Annotated in this window: 7 protein-coding genes; all 7 read left to right on the forward strand. The window is 60.0% G+C overall.

Annotated features, from left to right (window positions below):
* Positions 1 to 76: 76 nt before the first annotated feature.
* The 7 genes from ACI5FR_RS22240 (at position 77) to ACI5FR_RS22270 (ending at position 15,698) form a co-directional block, all read left to right on the forward strand.
* The gene (locus tag ACI5FR_RS22240; RefSeq protein WP_405458406.1) at positions 77 to 2,800 is read left to right on the forward strand and encodes a YhgE/Pip domain-containing protein; all 2,724 of its coding nucleotides are present in this window, start codon (positions 77 to 79) and stop codon (positions 2,798 to 2,800) included.
* A 127-nt stretch (positions 2,801 to 2,927) separates the two neighbouring features.
* Positions 2,928 to 3,854: an SDR family oxidoreductase gene (locus tag ACI5FR_RS22245; RefSeq protein ID WP_405458407.1), complete on the forward strand. Its 927-nt coding sequence runs from the start codon at positions 2,928 to 2,930 to the stop codon at positions 3,852 to 3,854.
* A 23-nt stretch (positions 3,855 to 3,877) separates the two neighbouring features.
* Complete coding sequence (locus tag ACI5FR_RS22250) at positions 3,878 to 4,459, forward strand: TetR/AcrR family transcriptional regulator (protein ID WP_405458409.1); 582 nt, start codon at positions 3,878 to 3,880, stop codon at positions 4,457 to 4,459.
* 146 nt (positions 4,460 to 4,605) lie between these two features.
* On the forward strand, positions 4,606 to 5,817 hold the full coding sequence (locus tag ACI5FR_RS22255; RefSeq protein WP_405458410.1) for an MFS transporter: 1,212 nt from the start codon (positions 4,606 to 4,608) through the stop codon (positions 5,815 to 5,817).
* Positions 5,818 to 6,754: 937 nt separating this feature from the next.
* Positions 6,755 to 7,531, forward strand: a complete 777-nt coding sequence (locus tag ACI5FR_RS22260; RefSeq protein ID WP_405458413.1) for an alpha/beta fold hydrolase — start codon at positions 6,755 to 6,757, stop codon at positions 7,529 to 7,531.
* A gap of 198 nt (positions 7,532 to 7,729) precedes the next feature.
* Entirely contained in the window at positions 7,730 to 11,602 is a 3,873-nt protein-coding gene (locus ACI5FR_RS22265) for a heparinase II/III domain-containing protein (RefSeq protein ID WP_405458415.1), read from the forward strand.
* A gap of 313 nt (positions 11,603 to 11,915) precedes the next feature.
* On the forward strand, positions 11,916 to 15,698 hold the full coding sequence (locus ACI5FR_RS22270) for a heparinase II/III domain-containing protein (RefSeq protein ID WP_405458418.1): 3,783 nt from the start codon (positions 11,916 to 11,918) through the stop codon (positions 15,696 to 15,698).
* The last annotated feature ends 111 nt before the right edge of the window (positions 15,699 to 15,809 follow it).

A 15,809-nucleotide genomic window follows, 5' to 3' on the forward strand; every position in this document is an offset into this window, starting at 1 on the left:
CGAACCGCATGGAACGTGGGAAAATAGGGAAATGTATTAACCGATCTCAAACTTACGTTCAGGCGGACTTTCTACTATGCGCAACATGTTTACCATCTATAAAACCGATTGGCGGAATCTCTTCAAAGCCCCGATGAGCCTGCTGCTGCTCGCGGCGCTCGCCGTCCTGCCTTCCTTATACGCGTGGATCAATCTGGAGGCGATGTGGGATCCGTACGGCAACACCTCGGGCATCCGGGTTGCCGTGACTAGTCAAGACATCGGGGCGACCGTGCGGGGTCAGGCGTTCAATATCGGCGAGGAGGTGGTCGCGAGTCTTCGCGACAACCGGCAGCTGGGATGGACGATCGTCGATGCGGACGAAGCGCGGCGCGGGGTCGAGGAGGGCGATTACTATGCCAGCTTGCTCATACCGGCTTCGTTCTCCAGCCAAATGGCCACGGTCGTAGAAGGCTCGCTGCAGAAGCCGGAGCTGCTCTATACGGTGAACGAAAAGATCAGCGCCATCGCGCCCAAAATTACGGCCAAAGGTGCGGCCGGCGTCACGGAAACGATCAGCCAGTCGTTCATCCGCACCGTCAGCGAGACGGTGCTGAACCGGCTGAAGGAGCTGGGGTACGCCTACGAGCAGCAGCTTCCCAAAATCCGCATGCTCGAAGCCAAGGTGCTGGACCTCGAGCAGCATCTCGGCCAGCTCGAGGCGATCGGGCGCGACACGGTCGCCCTGGAGCAAAAGCTGCCGGAGCTGAAGGCGAAGGGCGACCGGCTCGTGCAGCTGGAAGCGCGCCTGCCGGAGCTCGATCAGGCCGGCGGCACGATCCTGAAGCTGGAGGAGCGTTGGCCGCGCATCGAGGAGGCTGCCCGTGAGGCGCTGGCTGTTCGCGACCGGCTGCCGGACTTCCAGCAGGCGGCGGCTCTCGCGGCGGCGATGGAGGAGACGCTCGGCCGGGTAGAGGCCGCGCTCGCCGGGCCCCTCGCCCTGGTCGGGCAGGCGGACACCGCCGTACGGGACGTGCTGCAGGCGCTGCCGAGCCTCGAGGCGCTCGCCGCGACGGGCGGCGCGTACGCCGACCGGCTGCCGCCGTTCCTGGCGCAGCAGGAGGCCGCCTTCCAGGCGCTGCCGCCGGTGCTGCGGCTGAACGCGCAGCTCGCGCGGCAGGCCGCGGAGGCGGTCGCGCTCGCCGCGGCCGCACTGCCGCCGGCGGGCGGCGCCTCCGGCGCCCCGGCCGCGCTGGCGGCGCCTGCCGCGGCGGCGACGGCGCTGGCCGCGAGCGCGGAGCGGCTCGGCCCGGCCGCCGACGCGCTCGGCCACGCGCGCGAGCTGCTCGCGGCGCTGCGCGCCGATGCGGCCGCCGGCGCGCTCGAGCCGGCGCTGCGCCGCTTGGCGGCGGCCGAGGCCGCGCTGCGCGAGCAGGGCGAGGCCGCCCGCGCCGTAGCCGCGCCGCTCGCGCGGGGGGCCGCCCCCGCGAGCGGCGCGCAGGCGCGCTTGGACGCCGCGTCGCGCGAGGCGTCCCGCACGCTCTCGGCCGTGTCGGAGGACTTCGACACGGCGGTTGCGCCCGCCCTGGCGGGCGGGCTGCAGGCGGCGCAAGCGGCGGCGCGCGACGCTTCCGGCAGCCTGCAACAGCTGAAACCGCAGCTGCCGGAGCTGCAGGCGCTCGCTCAGAGCGCCCGGGGGGCGGTCGAATACGCCCGGTCCCGGTTCGGCGCGATGCAGGCGGAGCTGCCGCAAATTCACAGCCGAGTGCAGGGCGCGGCGCGACGGCTGCAGGACAAGCTGGGCGCATTCGTGAACGTGATGAACGAGGCTGGGCCGTTCCTGCAGAACGACCTTCCCTGCGTCGGGCAGAGAGTGCACGAGGCCGCCGACTTCGTCCGGAACGACTGGCCGACGACCGAGCAGGAGCTGCGGCGCCTCGCCGACCTGTACCGCACGAAGCTGCCCGACGTGGAGAACGCGGTCCATCAGGCGGCCGACTTCGTGCGCACCGATTTTCCCGCCTTCGAGACGGCGGTGCGCAACGCGGCCGATGCCGTGCGCCGTTACCAAGGCGATGCGTCGATCGCGGAGCTGCTCGCTTTTCTGCATCGGGACATCCAGCAGGAGAGCGACTTTCTGGCGAATCCGGTCGTACTGAAGGAGCAGACGCTGTACCCGATTCCGAACTACGGGTCGGCGATGTCGCCTTTTTATACGACGCTGGCTTTATGGGTGGGCGCAATGCTGCTCGTCTCTCTGTTGAAGATGGAGGTGGACGAGGGAGCAGAGGCGTCGCTTGCTCCTGCGCCCAGGGCTTACAAAAGCCACGAGGTGTATTTTGGCCGGATGGGGATTTTCCTGACGGTGGGGCTGCTGCAGGCGTTGATCGTGACGCTCGGAAATTATTTTATTCTAGGCACTTATGTCGTGCATAAAGGCTGGTTCCTGCTGTTCGCTCTGCTCATCAGCTTCGTGTTCGTGACGATTACGTACACGCTGGTCTCCGTATTCGGCAATATCGGGAAAGGGCTCGCGATCGTCTTCCTTGTCCTGCAGTTCTCCAGCTCGGGCGGGACGTTCCCGGTCACCACCGCGTCGCCGTTTTTCCAAAAGCTGAATCCGTTCGTGCCGTTCACTTATGCGGTGAGCGCTCTGCGGGAAGCAGTGGGCGGCATACTGGCGAAAACCGTCGTGCGGGACATCAGCTTCCTGCTGTTAAGCGTGATCGTATGCTACATCGCAGCGCTGGTGCTGAAGGAGCCGCTCTCCCGCTATACGCGGCGTATGGCCGAGGCGGCGGAGAAGTCGAAGCTGTTCTAGCCGGATGGGGACGTGGCGTAAAGCCGTGCAAAAAAAGGATTGACAGTTGGCATCGTATCCTCTACTATGTAAATGAATGAACCATTCATTCACTAATATGAACTGCATATACAGGAGGAATCCATCCATGAATAATTCCATGCAAAACGTTAAGACCCCATCCACCGAGAAGTGGACAGTGAACGGCAAATATGTGATCATTACAGGTGCAACCAGCGGCATCGGGCTTTCGGCGGCGAAGGAGCTGGCGGCCCGCGGGGCGGATTTGGGCTTGATTGCCCGCAACCGGGCGAAGGCGGAGCAAGTGGCGTCCGAGCTACGCTCGATTGGGGGCGGGCGTACGAGAGTAGATATTTTCCTCGCCGACATGTCTTCGCTCGCTTCCGTCCGTCAAGTAGCGGAAATCATTTTAGCCCAATGCCCGAGAATCGATATTCTGATCAACAACGCCGGCGCCATGTTCGATACGCGTCAAACGACTGTGGACGGGCTCGAGATGACATGGGCGGTCAACCAGGTGGCTCCGTTCCTGCTGACCCACCTGCTCTTGGATCGGCTGCAGGCGAGCGGAACGGCTCGCATTATCAACACCGCCTCCCACGGCCACAAGATGGCGAAGCAAGGGATCCGGTTCGACGATCCGGGCGCCGAAGGTCTGTATCGGTTTCCTCAGTCCCTGATGGGCGGGGCCACGATCCGCTATGCGGAGACGAAGCTGGCGAACATTATGTTCACCTCGGAGCTCGCGCAACGGCTGGAAGGCACTGGAGTCCACACGTATTGCTTCGATCCGGGTCTTGTGGCGACGAATTTTAACCAAAACAACGGCCTGATGGCCCGGCTGACCATGGCGGCCATGAAGCTGTTCTCCCGCACGCCGGAGAAAGGGGCCGAGACGCTCGTGTGGCTGTCCGATTCCGATGCCGTGACCGGACAGAGCGGCCTTTATTATACGGATATGAACGTCTCGACGCCCTCTTCGCCTGCACGGGACCGGGACGCCGCCCGGCGGCTGTGGGACCTGAACGTACGGCAAGCTTCGATTTCATCTTGATTTAAATAGGGAGAGTGTATGGCATGACCGAGTCGTTGGACGCTGCCTTAGATGAACGCCGGGAGCAGATTAAGAAAGCCGCCTTGAAAGTATTCGCGGAGCGAGGCATCTCCGGTGCGAAGATGAGCTTGATCGCCGAGGAGGCCGGCATCAGTCAAGGCTTGTCCTACAGATATTTTCGTTCGAAGGAGGAGCTGTTCACGCTGCTTGTGCAGGAAGCCGTCGAAGAGTCACAATCCGCCATTCGGAGCTTGCGCGAGCAGCCGGGCACGGCTGTGGAACGGCTTGCTCATTTCACCCGAAGGATGATGGACGAGAGTCACCGGCACATATTCCTGCTGCTGCAGCACGCTCAGCGGTCGGACGACGTGCCGGAGCCGGCCAAAGTCTGGGTGAACCGTTATTCGCCTCAGGATGTGCTGGAACAATTGGTGCCGATTTTCATCGAGGGCCAGCAGGCCGGGGACTTCCGGGAAGGCGACCCTCGGGCGCATTTGCTGCTTTATTTTTCCGTCGTCACCGGATTAATGCTGCAGGAAGCGCCGACCGCACAAGGCTGGCTGCCCGAGGTGGACAATTTGCTGCGGTTGATTCGGCGGCTGTAAGATTTGCTTGTTTGTTCGCCCGTCCGGAGGTAAGATGAGGGAAAACGAGACGGTTGCGCGTGGTTCGGTGCTTTGCATTCGGGTGTTAGGCCCGGGGCTTTGGCCCTGTCGCAACGGATCGCGATGGATCGGCGGTGGATGGCCCCATGCAAGCGCAAGTATCGGCAGGCAATGTGCATTATCGGATTCCTTTATTTTGTTTCGTGACGATGCTGTTCTGGTTTTCCATGTACACGTGCGTCCCGATCCTGACCGCTTATGTAATGGATTTGGGGGCTTCGAGCAAAATGGCGGGGCTTATCGTCGGGATGTACGGACTGAGCCAGATGCTGCTGCGTATTCCCGTGGGCGTCGTGTCGGACCGGATTCACAAGCGTAAAATGTTCATCATCCTCGGCATGGTGTTCTCCATCTTCGCCGGCGCGGGTATTCTACTGACCCAGCACTTAACCTGGATCTTGCTGCTGCGCGTGCTGGCCGGTGCGGCGGCGGCGACTTGGGTCGATTTCACGATCTTGTTCGCGAGCTACTATCCGCGTCACGAGACGACTCAAGCGATGGGGACAATCTCGTTCTACAACAACATCGGCCAGATGCTCGGCATTCTCAGTGGCGGCTGGATGGCCGATCTGTACGGCTGGGAGTCGGCTTTCCTGATCGGCGCGGTGGTCGGGGTGCTGGGGATGGCCGGGTCGTTGTGGATCGTGGAGAAATACGAGGAGGGCCAGCAAAAAATTACGCTGCAAGGCGTACGGGAAGTGGCGGGGGACCGGACCTTGCTGACCGTGTCGTTTCTGTCGATCTTGTTCCAGGTGCTGACCTTCGCCACGGTGTTCGGCTTCACGCCGGTGTTCGCCGGGTCGCTCGGCGCGAGCAAATTCGATATGGGGCTGCTTACGTTCTGCTCCACGTTCCCGACCGCGCTCGCCGCCTGGTTCGGGGGCCGGTACATGTCCAGGTGGATGCCGGAGCGGAGCATCATTATCCTCGGGTTTATTCTGAGCGGGCTATTCACGATCGCGATCCCGTTCACGCACACACTCTGGCTGCTGATTGCGACGCAGACGGTCGCGGGCTTCGGGCGCGGGTTCACCTCGCCGGTGCTCATGTCGCTCAGCATCAAGCACATGGAGCCGGGCAAGCGGGCGACCGCAATGGGCTTCTATCAAGCGATCTATGGACTTGGGATGTTCGCGGGGCCGCTGTTCATGGGGCTGGCGGGGGACTTCCTGACCCTCGAGGAAGGGTTCGTCATGGTCGGGGCGCTCGGCTGTATCACGGCCGCGCTCGCCTTCCTCCTGCTTCGGAAGCGGCCGCTTCCATCGCCCGGCGCCTCAGGGCAAACGGTCAGCCGGTAAGGGTGGGGGAGCTTGTCGTGGGGGTCCAATCCGAGTTAGCGGGAAAAACCATCAAACTCGCCTCCGGACCCTCGGTCACGAGCCGAATTAGCGCGAAAAACCATTCTAACTCCCCACCGACTGTCCGGTCACGAGCCGAATTAGCGGGAAAAACCGCTTAACTCGCCTCGGACTGTCCTACCACGAGCCGAATTAGCGGGAAAAAGTGACTGTCAATTTATTGTGGATGGCTCATCGAACCGTTACAAACGCACTCTAGTTTGATTTCACCAACTTACAGAAGGCTAGATTTCATTTGGACGAGCTCTAGTTCGATTTCGCCGAATTGGAGCGCACGTTTAGAACGCGGACCTTGGAATCCCGCCATTTAGTTAGGCAAAATCGAACTGCATAGCGCAGACTTCCCAAAATACCGACTCTAATTGGGCAAAATCGAACTACACCTCATTTGGAACCACGATAAGGCTTCATATTCTCGATATTAAACGATCCGCAATTAATCGACAGCCTCTAAACCATCTAACTCGCTACCGACTGTCCGAACACGAGACGAATTAACGGGAAAAACCACTTAACTCGCCTCCGACTGTCCTACCATGAGCCGAATTAGCGGAAAAAGCCAACTAACTCCCCACCGACTGTCCGACCACGAGCCGAATTAGCAGGCATTCGACCAACCGGTAATGCGCTAAATTAACGCGAAAAACCATCTAACTCCCCACCGAACCCCCGATCACGCGCCGTATCAGCGGAAAATCTCATAACTCTCCACCTTCTACTGAATCGCGAGCGTCGAATTAGTCGACGAAACCGACTAACTACTCAACCAGGGCGCGCCAAGCAAAAAAATAAGCCAACAAGATCGATTTTTTCTTGTTCCAGCCGAAAGACGCTTGTATAATTAAAGGAACATATGTTCGATAAAGGAGCGATCAAGATGCCCTACGTTCAGGTGAAGGATTTGGACATGTTCTATGAAAAGATGGGCTACGGGGATCCCGTAATATTCCTGCACAGCGGCTATTCGCGGGGGATTTTGGCGTTTGCCAGCCAGCTGCTGGATTTTCAGAAGGCGCCGTATACGTGCTACTACCCGGACTTTCGCGGGCACGGCCGAACGCGCTGCGAGAGCCTGGTCTGGAGCTCGCCTCAGCTCGCGGACGACATGCTGGAATTCATGAACCGCCTGAACCTGAAGCGGGCACACTTGATCGGCTACAGCTTGGGCGCGAGTGTGGGTCAGTACATGGCCATCCGCTGCCCGGAGCGCGTTGCAACATTGACGACAATCGGAAGCTGCGGGTTCGCGGATCCGACCGGTGTCGAGGAATTCGAGCCGGAATGGCTGATCGAGCACGGGAAGACGGAGACGATCCGGCACAATCAGGAGCGGCACGAGGAAGCGCATCGCGGCGATTGGCAGCAGTTCATGCGGCAGAGCGCGATCGACTGGCGGCTATACCCGGATCATACCGAGGACGAGCTGCGCAGCATCCGGTGTCCGTCGCTCTTCATCGCCGGCGAGCACGATCCGTTCGCGGATGAGCCGCGGATGCGGCGGTTGGGCGACCTCGTCGAAGGCTCGCAGGTGTGGATCGTGCCCGGAGGCAGCCACAGGCCGCACATGCTGCGCGAGAGCCCGGTACTCGTCAACGATACGATCCTCGAGTTTTTAAGACGCCATCCGCTGAGCGCAGATGTCGAAACGCCCTGATTATGACGAAAGAGTAAAACGATCTAGGACAAAAGTACCAATTTGTTAGAGTAGGTGGTCAATTTAAGGGCCACCTTTTATAATTTAATTACAACTTACATACATGTCACATTTCTGAGCCTGAATACCCTTTTGAAGGAGGTGAACTTTGCGAGAGTGAACGTTAGCCGATTCTGATTAAGGATATGGAGGAAGGGAATGGTTCATTTGAAACGTAAAGCGCTTTCTGCACTTTTAAGTGCGGTCATGGTCTTGTCTTTCTTGCAACCCATCCTATTAAAAACGGACACCGCTTCGGCGGAAGGAATAGGGGAACCGTTCGTCATGCCGGATACGACGGTATACCAGTTCCGCACTCAACCCGGGGACCACATTGTTTCGCCGGTAGGCGACCCGAACGCGGCTCCCAAAGTGACGCAGACGACGAATGGCTTGACCGTGCAGACCACGACGGCCAATCCGTCCCGTACGTTCGAATTTACGGTGGCCGAGTCGGGGACCTACATCGTGAAGCTCGGCGGCATGACCGCGACGAACGGCGGAACGGCGCAGGTAAGCGTCGATGACGCGGTATATGCGGATTACAGCTTCTACAGCATTAACGGACAGTATCCGCGCCCCGACCTCTACGTGGAGCAATTGCCTCTCACGGCTGGGCGGCATACGCTCACGCTCAAATTGAAGGCGCCGGGGAATGGCGCAGGCAACGGCACGGGCACGACCCTGCTGCCAAGCCGACTCACCCTCACGAACATCGCGGCCGTCACGAACAGCAAAACGCGAGCCACGTACTATACGCCTGCCAAAGTAGCCGCGGCGAGACAAAACGTTCAGCAGTACGACTGGGCCACAGCATTGAAGACAAGCGTCATGGCGAAAGCCGACGAATATGTCGCACTGGGCTTCGAAGGAATCTGGAATCTCGTGCCGACGCAGGCAATTCCCCGCAGCTACAACACGAACCAGCTGACGGGCAACTTTAGTCCGGTCTCGGGCGATTTGAAGGCTTACGGCAATTACCCGTGGAAGGCGGATCCGCTGAATGACCCGTGGAAGATCGTCGACCCGGCGAGCGGATACAAGTTCCCGACGAACGATTTTGCCGCCTATTACAGAAGCGGGCTCGACGCTCATGGGAATTTCAACCCGTCTCTTGCGGATCGCAGCTTGCTGGTGAATACGCTGTACCCGGAGAAAGGGCCGACCTGGGGCGTCGACGACGGATACGGATGGGTCGATCCTGCGACCAACAAGCGCTATACATTCGTGGCGTATTACGCCCACTGGTTCGCCTGGTACAGCAGCGGCGTCGTGAACAACGCCATGAGCGTGCTGCAGAACGCGTATGTCTATACCGGGGATGAGAAATACGCCCGGGCGGGAGCGGTGCTGCTCGATCGGATCGCCGACGTGTACCCGGCTATGGATACCGCGCAGTTCGATCGCAACATCTATGTCAATTCCCATGGCGGGACGGGCGACGGCAAGGCAGTAGGCTCGATCTGGGAAACCGGACTGGTCAAAACGTTCATCAGCGCCTATGACGCCTTCTTCCAGACGTACGACGATCCGGGGGTCATCGCCTTCCTGGCGTCGAAGGGCGCGCAATTCGACCTGCCGCTCAAGGCATCCGGATCCCAGATTCGACGGAATATCGAAGACGGCATCCTGCGGCAAATTATGCCCGGCATGTACTGGGATCAAATCCGCGGGAACAACGGATTCCACCAGAGCACGCTTGCAATGGCTGCGGTCGTGCACGACACGATGCCGGAGACGAAGACATGGCTCGACTACACCTTCCAGCCGGGGGCGTTCATCAACTCAATCCCGCGCCGGATTACCGGGGGCAACATCCTGTTCAGCATGGTGAACGACGTCGACCGGGACGGCAACGGGAACGAAGCGGGTCCGGGCTACAATCGCCTGTGGCTGAACACATATGCCGTCGTGGCCGATGTGCTGGAAGGCTACGACAAGTACCCGGCCGCAGACTTGTATAACAATGTGAAGTACCAATCCATGTACCGGGCGATCTACCCGCTCGTCATGCTGGGCAAGTATACGCCTTCCATCGGCGACAGCGGTACGACCGGCCAACCTGGCGTGCTGGTGGACTTGGCCCAGTCGGTCAAAGCGTTCGAGAAGTACGGCGACCCCATCTATGCGCAGCTGGCCTATATGCTGAACGGGAATAAGACGGACGGTCTTCATTCGAATGTATTCACCCCGAATCCGGAGAAGGTCGCCGACGACATCAAGACTGTCATCGACACCCATGGACCGCTCGACTTGGGCAGCGTGAACATGACGGGCTACGGCTTCGCCGGCTTGCGCGACGGCTCGCCTGCCAACAGCGCGCTGGGTACAGCCGAAACCCGCAGGGGCACTTGGCTGTACTACGGCCGCACGAGCGGCCACGGCCACCGGGATATGCTGAATCTCGGCTTCTACGGATTCGGACTCGACCTGCTGCCGGACCTCGGGTATCCGGAGCAAGCGAATGCCACCGACGTGAACCGCTTCGAGTGGGTGAACAATACGATCAGCCACAATACGGTCGTCGTCGACAAGTCCAAGCAGCTCCCGATCTGGGACGGCAAGCCGAAGCATTACGACGACAGCTCCATGGTGAAGCTGATCGACGTGAATGCGCCGGAAGCGTACGGCAACACCCAGCTCTACAATCGGACCTCCGCGATGGTGCGGGTGGACGAGGCGAATTCTTATGTAGTCGACTTCTTCCGCGTTCAGGGCGGGAACGACCATCACTTCAGCTTCCATGCCGCCGAGGGACCGGTTACGGCCGAGGGGCTGTCGCTGACGGCGCAGCCGACCGGGACGTATGCCGGACCGGATGTGGAATTTGGCAAGCGGCCCGCGAACGACAGCGTGACGGGCAGCGGGTATATGGGTCCCGGATTCCATTGGCTCAAAAATGTGGAGCACGATGACAACCCAGGCAACAAGTTCAGCGTAGACTGGGATGTCGTCGACACATGGCGTGTACTGCCACAGCCGCAAGACATCCATGTGAAGCTGACGATGCTGGGCGACGTCGACGATGTCGCGCTGGCGGATGGAGTGCCGCCTCAGAACAAGCCGGGCAATCCGAAGAGCGTGAAGTATATGATCGCCCATCGGACGGGAACGAATCTGTCCAGCACGTTCACTTCAATCGTGGAGCCGTACAAGGACAATCCGCTCATCCGGCAAATCTCGGAAGCGACGGTTGCCGCAGCCGACAACGGCGTTGTAGACGCGAACCGGGTTCGCGCGGTCAAGGTGGAGCTCGTGAACGGCCGCACCGACTACGTCGTAAGCTCACTGGATCCGAACGCCGCTTATATCGTGGATGGGCAAATTCGGTTCCAGGGCGCATTCGGGATTTATTCGGAGAAGGATGGATTGCCGGTCTACACATATGTCCACGACGGAGCTTATATCGGCAAACTCGGGACGACTTACCAGAGTGAGGGAGCCGGCCGTCTGCAAGGGACGGTAGAGAGCTTCATGCAGGATCTGTCCCTCGACAACAAGCTGACCGTGCGCATGAACCTTCAGGGAGTTGACCCGGCAAGCCTGATTGGGACTATGGTGGATGTGCAAAACGACGGCAAGCGCAATGCGGCCTACACGATCCAAGGGGTTCGGGAAGTCGGCAGCGGCTTGTACGAGCTCGATCTGGGCGACAAAACGTTAATCCGTTCTTATGCGAGTACGACAGACTTGAACCAAGGCTTCATCTACGACGTGTCCGTCGGAGCAGCCGTCACGATCCCGCTGACGCGCCAGCAGCAGTGGCTGGCCGATGTGAAGATCGTCTCGCCGAAGACGGAGCTTAGCAAGAATGAGACGGCCAATCTAGTCGTGCAAGCTTTGTATGCGGACGGCACGCCGATCGATCTGAGCGGTTACGAGTACGAGATCGAGAGCGAGCGTCCGAACATTGCGAATGTGAATGACGAGGATCGCCTGAAGGCGCACAATACCGGCACGACTACGCTGTCGGTGAGCATCACTTGGAACGGCATAACCCGAGAGGGCCGGCTGCCGATTACCGTGAAATAGACGAGTTGTCAAAAGCCTGGGACCACGCTCCCAGGCTTTTTTTCTTCCGCACCGGAGGGGATGCCGTTCTAAACCATAGGAATCGTGCTATAATGGAATTGCGCTACATACTACAGCGGTCGCCGGAAGGGAGGGAGTTTGGACGGAAAGCAGTTTCGAAAGCAGCAGGTAGGATAGCAATACGGAAAGCAATACGGAAAGCAGTACGTTTTGCAGCTAGGCCAGGACATAAGAAACAACAATGCGGTCATCACGGCAATCGGCACCCAGAATAAGCCTGCACACATTTGATTATGAGTGGGAGGTTTTTTTTGTGTCCAATTCTAAACCGGTAAAACACATGTATATTCGGATCGTACTGACAGCTGTGCTCGTTCTCGCCTTAATCGTCCCGATGCTGCTGTTCCCCGCCCCGAGCGAAGCGGGCGACGCGTCCAAGGTGACGATCGCGAACAGCGGCTTCGAGACGGGGTCGCCTCCCTCGAACTGGTCCGTATTCGGGGGGACTTGGGGAACCCAGCAGACGATCTCTACGGTAAGAAGCATCGACGGGACGAAAAGTCTCAAAATCAACGACACCTCCAATGCTGCCGCCTATGGCATGGTTAGCGACCGCATGGCGGCCCACCCGTATTCCACGTACGAAACGTATGTCTCGGTATACGCAGAATCCGGCACCGGGCAAGTGTATCTGGAGTTCTGGGACAGCTCGAACACCCGGATCGGCGTGCAGCTCGCTTCTACGTCGACGACCGGCGCCTGGGAATATGTGAAGGTGAGCGGTCAAGCGCCGGCCGGTACGGCGACGGTCAGCGTTATGATGTACACGAACAAGACGAACGTCGGCGCCGCGTACTTCGATGCCGTGTCGATCCGGCGAATTGACGAAGTGGGCAGCGTGCTGAACCCGAGCTTCGAGAGCGCGGACGGCTCCAACCTGCCTGTAGATTGGACCACCTATTCGCCCGGCACATACGCGGTCAGCTCGGATTTCGCGCACAGCGGCACCAAGAGCTTGAAGATCGTGGACAGCAGCACGAGCGCCGGCTACGGGATGAAGTCGGTGAAGCTGCCAGCGTCTGCCGGCTCCACGTATGAGGCGACTGGGTGGGTCCGCAATACGTCGGGTGGCGGGCAGCTGTACTTGGAGTTCTGGCAGAGCACGGTCGGGAACGCCTCCGACACCCGCGTCGGCGTCCAGTTCATCGGCAGCACGACAACGGGGACGTGGGAGAAGCTGACCGTGTCCGGCGTGGCTCCGGCGAATACCGACTACCTCGTGCTCATGGCGTACACGACGGTTGCCGGTACAGCAACCTCATACTTTGACGACTTCTCGGTCCGGCAAAAATACGCCGCCCCCTCCACCCCCTTTACGCCCATCGTGACCGGGCATCCGCGGCTGTATTTTACCGCTAGCGATGTACCTGGCTTGAGGGCCAAGGCGCTTGACACGTCTCCGAACCAATATGGAGAATCGTACGCCTCGATCTGGAGCAAGGTGCAGGCGCAAGCGGACGCTTATCTGACCGAAACGTCGTTCACTGTGAGTAATTACGCCGGAGGCGTCTCCGTCACGTATCCGCTCCCGCCGGTGCAGCCGATTCCGCATGAGAATCCCCCGGGCTACACGTCCGGCCATTATCCGTTCTGGTCCGCGGTAGGGGGGCAAATTCAAGGCCGGCTCGAGACGCTGGCGCTCGCTTATGTCGTCACGAACAACCCGGTATACGGGCAAAAGGCACGAGACTATGCGCTCAGCCTGGCCGATTGGGACGTCTGGAGCGATCCCGCATATCCGTGTCTCGGGGGCGGCAGCGGCTTCTCCTGCCTCGACTCGAACTATATCACCCGCGGGGTCGCAACGGCGTACGATATGATCTACGATCTGCTGACCCCGGCGGAGCGGGAGAAGCTGCTCACCGCGATGTACGAGAAGGGCATCCGGCCCATGAAGAAAGACCTGGAGACAGCCGTAGATCAGAACATTTACTACGCCGTCTCGGGCGCTATGGCGACAGCGGCCGTCGTTGCGCTCGGCGAGCGGGACTCCTATGATTCGTTCCTCAATCAAGCGTACCAGATCCATCTCAACTACTTGAATACGCTGAACAACTCCGGGGAATCCGAAGGGTTCCTCTACACGGGCGTCGCCCTGAACAGCATTTTCGCCGCGGACGATTTCATCCGGCGGGTGACCGGAGTGGACGATGCGTTCACGCATCCGTTCATTTCCGACCGGTTGTCGAAGTGGCTCGTCTATTTCAACGGTCCGCAAGGCACGGGCAACAGCAACTTCAGCGACTCCGACACAGCGGGCAATATCGGCACCCCGGCGTTGATCCTCGCGAACAACGGCGATGGATTGGCCGGCTGGTATGTGAAGGAGCAGCTGTCGGATTCCGCCAACTGGGGCCGTTTCATCTATCTGAGCAACTCAGGGTCGATCACGCCGCCCGATACGGCAGGCCTGCCGACATCCGCCCAATTCCAGAACATCGGGTATCAAGCGTTCCGCACGGGCTGGGGGGAGAATGACGAGCTGCTGGCGTTTTACTCGGACGATAGCGATCATGGGCACAATCATCAGGACGACAACAGCTTCATCTTGAATGCGGGCGGCGAGTGGCTGCTGACGGACCCGGGCTATGGCGACACCAGCAGTGCGGCCACTACGGCCATGACGACCGGAAGCGTAGGCCATAATGTGATGCTGGTGAACGGAAGCGGGCAGACGATCAAATCAGGCGGCGAGGCCGTAGGCTTCTTCGTCTCCCCGGTGTTCGAGCTCGGGATCGGCGACGCGTCCCTCTCTTATGCGACAACGCCGGACGTTAGCCAATGGAAACGGCGCGTCATCAACGTGAAGCCGGATTACCATCTGATCGTGGACAATGTGGCACTCGCCTCCGCCGGCACGCCGGAGATGCTGTTCCACACGGACAAAGGCGGCACATTCACGTCAGGCGGCACGCCGCTTACGATTGGCTCGACCCTGCCGACCTCGTTCCTGATCGAGAAGGCTAAGGCTTCGGCTTCGGTACAGCTGCTGCGGCCTACGAGCTCGACCCGGCTGTATACCCAGTATACAGGTGCGGAGAAATACGGCACGTGGGGCAGCATCAAGCCGTCCTCCACGGTTACCTCCGAATCGTTCGTCACGCTGATTCGCTCGAAGGTCGACCGCCAAGGCATCATCGAAGGCGAGACGCTGCTGCCGGCCGCCGCTAGCGGAGGCAGCCCGAATTACGCGGGGATGCTCAAATTTTATCGGGCGGTCACATATGCCGCTTCGGCGGTCAACGATTCGGTCACATATAACATCACAGTACCGTCCACCGGCAACTATGATCTGCGGCTCGGCTTCATCAAGACGCCGTCAGCCGGTACGATCAAGGCGGAGCTCGACGGCACGACCTTGAGCACCGGCGTCGACTTGTACGATGTGTATTATGATCCTACCGAGCTGACCTACTTGAACCGCTCGCTCACGGCCGGGACGCATACGCTGAAGCTGACGGCTACCGGCAAGAACGCGTCCAGCAGCGGGTATACGATCTCGCTGGACTACGCCCGGTTGACCGCCGCCGGGACGGTAATCGCCAAGGCCGCGCCGTACCCTGTCAGCACGGCGACCAATGGCCTCGCCACCGGTCTCGTCGTGACCTTGACCGGGGCTTCGGATCAGGTGTTCGTCAATCCGACGAACGCCGCCGTTACGACCGCGAGCAACCTGACGATCGGATGCTCGGCTACGCAATGCATGGCCCGCAAATTGACGGGCGGCGGGTATGACCAGTATGCGGCCGTCAACGCTTCGGCGACCGGCACGGTACTGTCCGACGGCGCACAGGTGCTCGTCAGCATGACGGCCGGCGGCGGCGCGGCGCTCGGCAAGACGTCGGCGACCCAATGGACGGGGACGGTTACTTTGACGACCGCCGGCTCGCCGCAGCTGTACGTCCCCTCCGTCACGTCGGTGAAGGTGGACGGAGTTACGCTCACCGCGGGGCAATATTCGTACAACGCGGCTACGAAGATGCTGACGATAGGCAGCATGACGGCGGCCACGCATCAGGTGGAGATTACATTGTAGAGCCGTCATCGCGGCCAATCGACAAGCGGCTTGTCCTTCTGGACAGCCGCTTGTTTTGCTGAACGGACAGGCGCGTATCGGTTGACCGGCGGCGAGGGATAACGTATGATG

The organism is Paenibacillus sp. HJGM_3, from assembly GCF_045062745.1.
Lineage (GTDB): Bacteria > Bacillota > Bacilli > Paenibacillales > NBRC-103111 > Paenibacillus_AA.

What these genes read in the sequence shown, in the direction of transcription:
- ACI5FR_RS22255 (WP_405458410.1), top strand. Translation starts at nt 4,606, where the DNA reads ATGCAAGCGCAAGTATCGGCAGGCAATGTGCATTATCGGATTCCTTTA.
- ACI5FR_RS22245 (WP_405458407.1), top strand. Translation starts at nt 2,928, where the DNA reads ATGAATAATTCCATGCAAAACGTTAAGACCCCATCCACCGAGAAGTGG.
- ACI5FR_RS22240 (WP_405458406.1), top strand. Translation starts at nt 77, where the DNA reads ATGCGCAACATGTTTACCATCTATAAAACCGATTGGCGGAATCTCTTC.
- ACI5FR_RS22260 (WP_405458413.1), top strand. Translation starts at nt 6,755, where the DNA reads ATGCCCTACGTTCAGGTGAAGGATTTGGACATGTTCTATGAAAAGATG.
- ACI5FR_RS22265 (WP_405458415.1), top strand. Translation starts at nt 7,730, where the DNA reads ATGGTTCATTTGAAACGTAAAGCGCTTTCTGCACTTTTAAGTGCGGTC.
- ACI5FR_RS22250 (WP_405458409.1), top strand. Translation starts at nt 3,878, where the DNA reads ATGACCGAGTCGTTGGACGCTGCCTTAGATGAACGCCGGGAGCAGATT.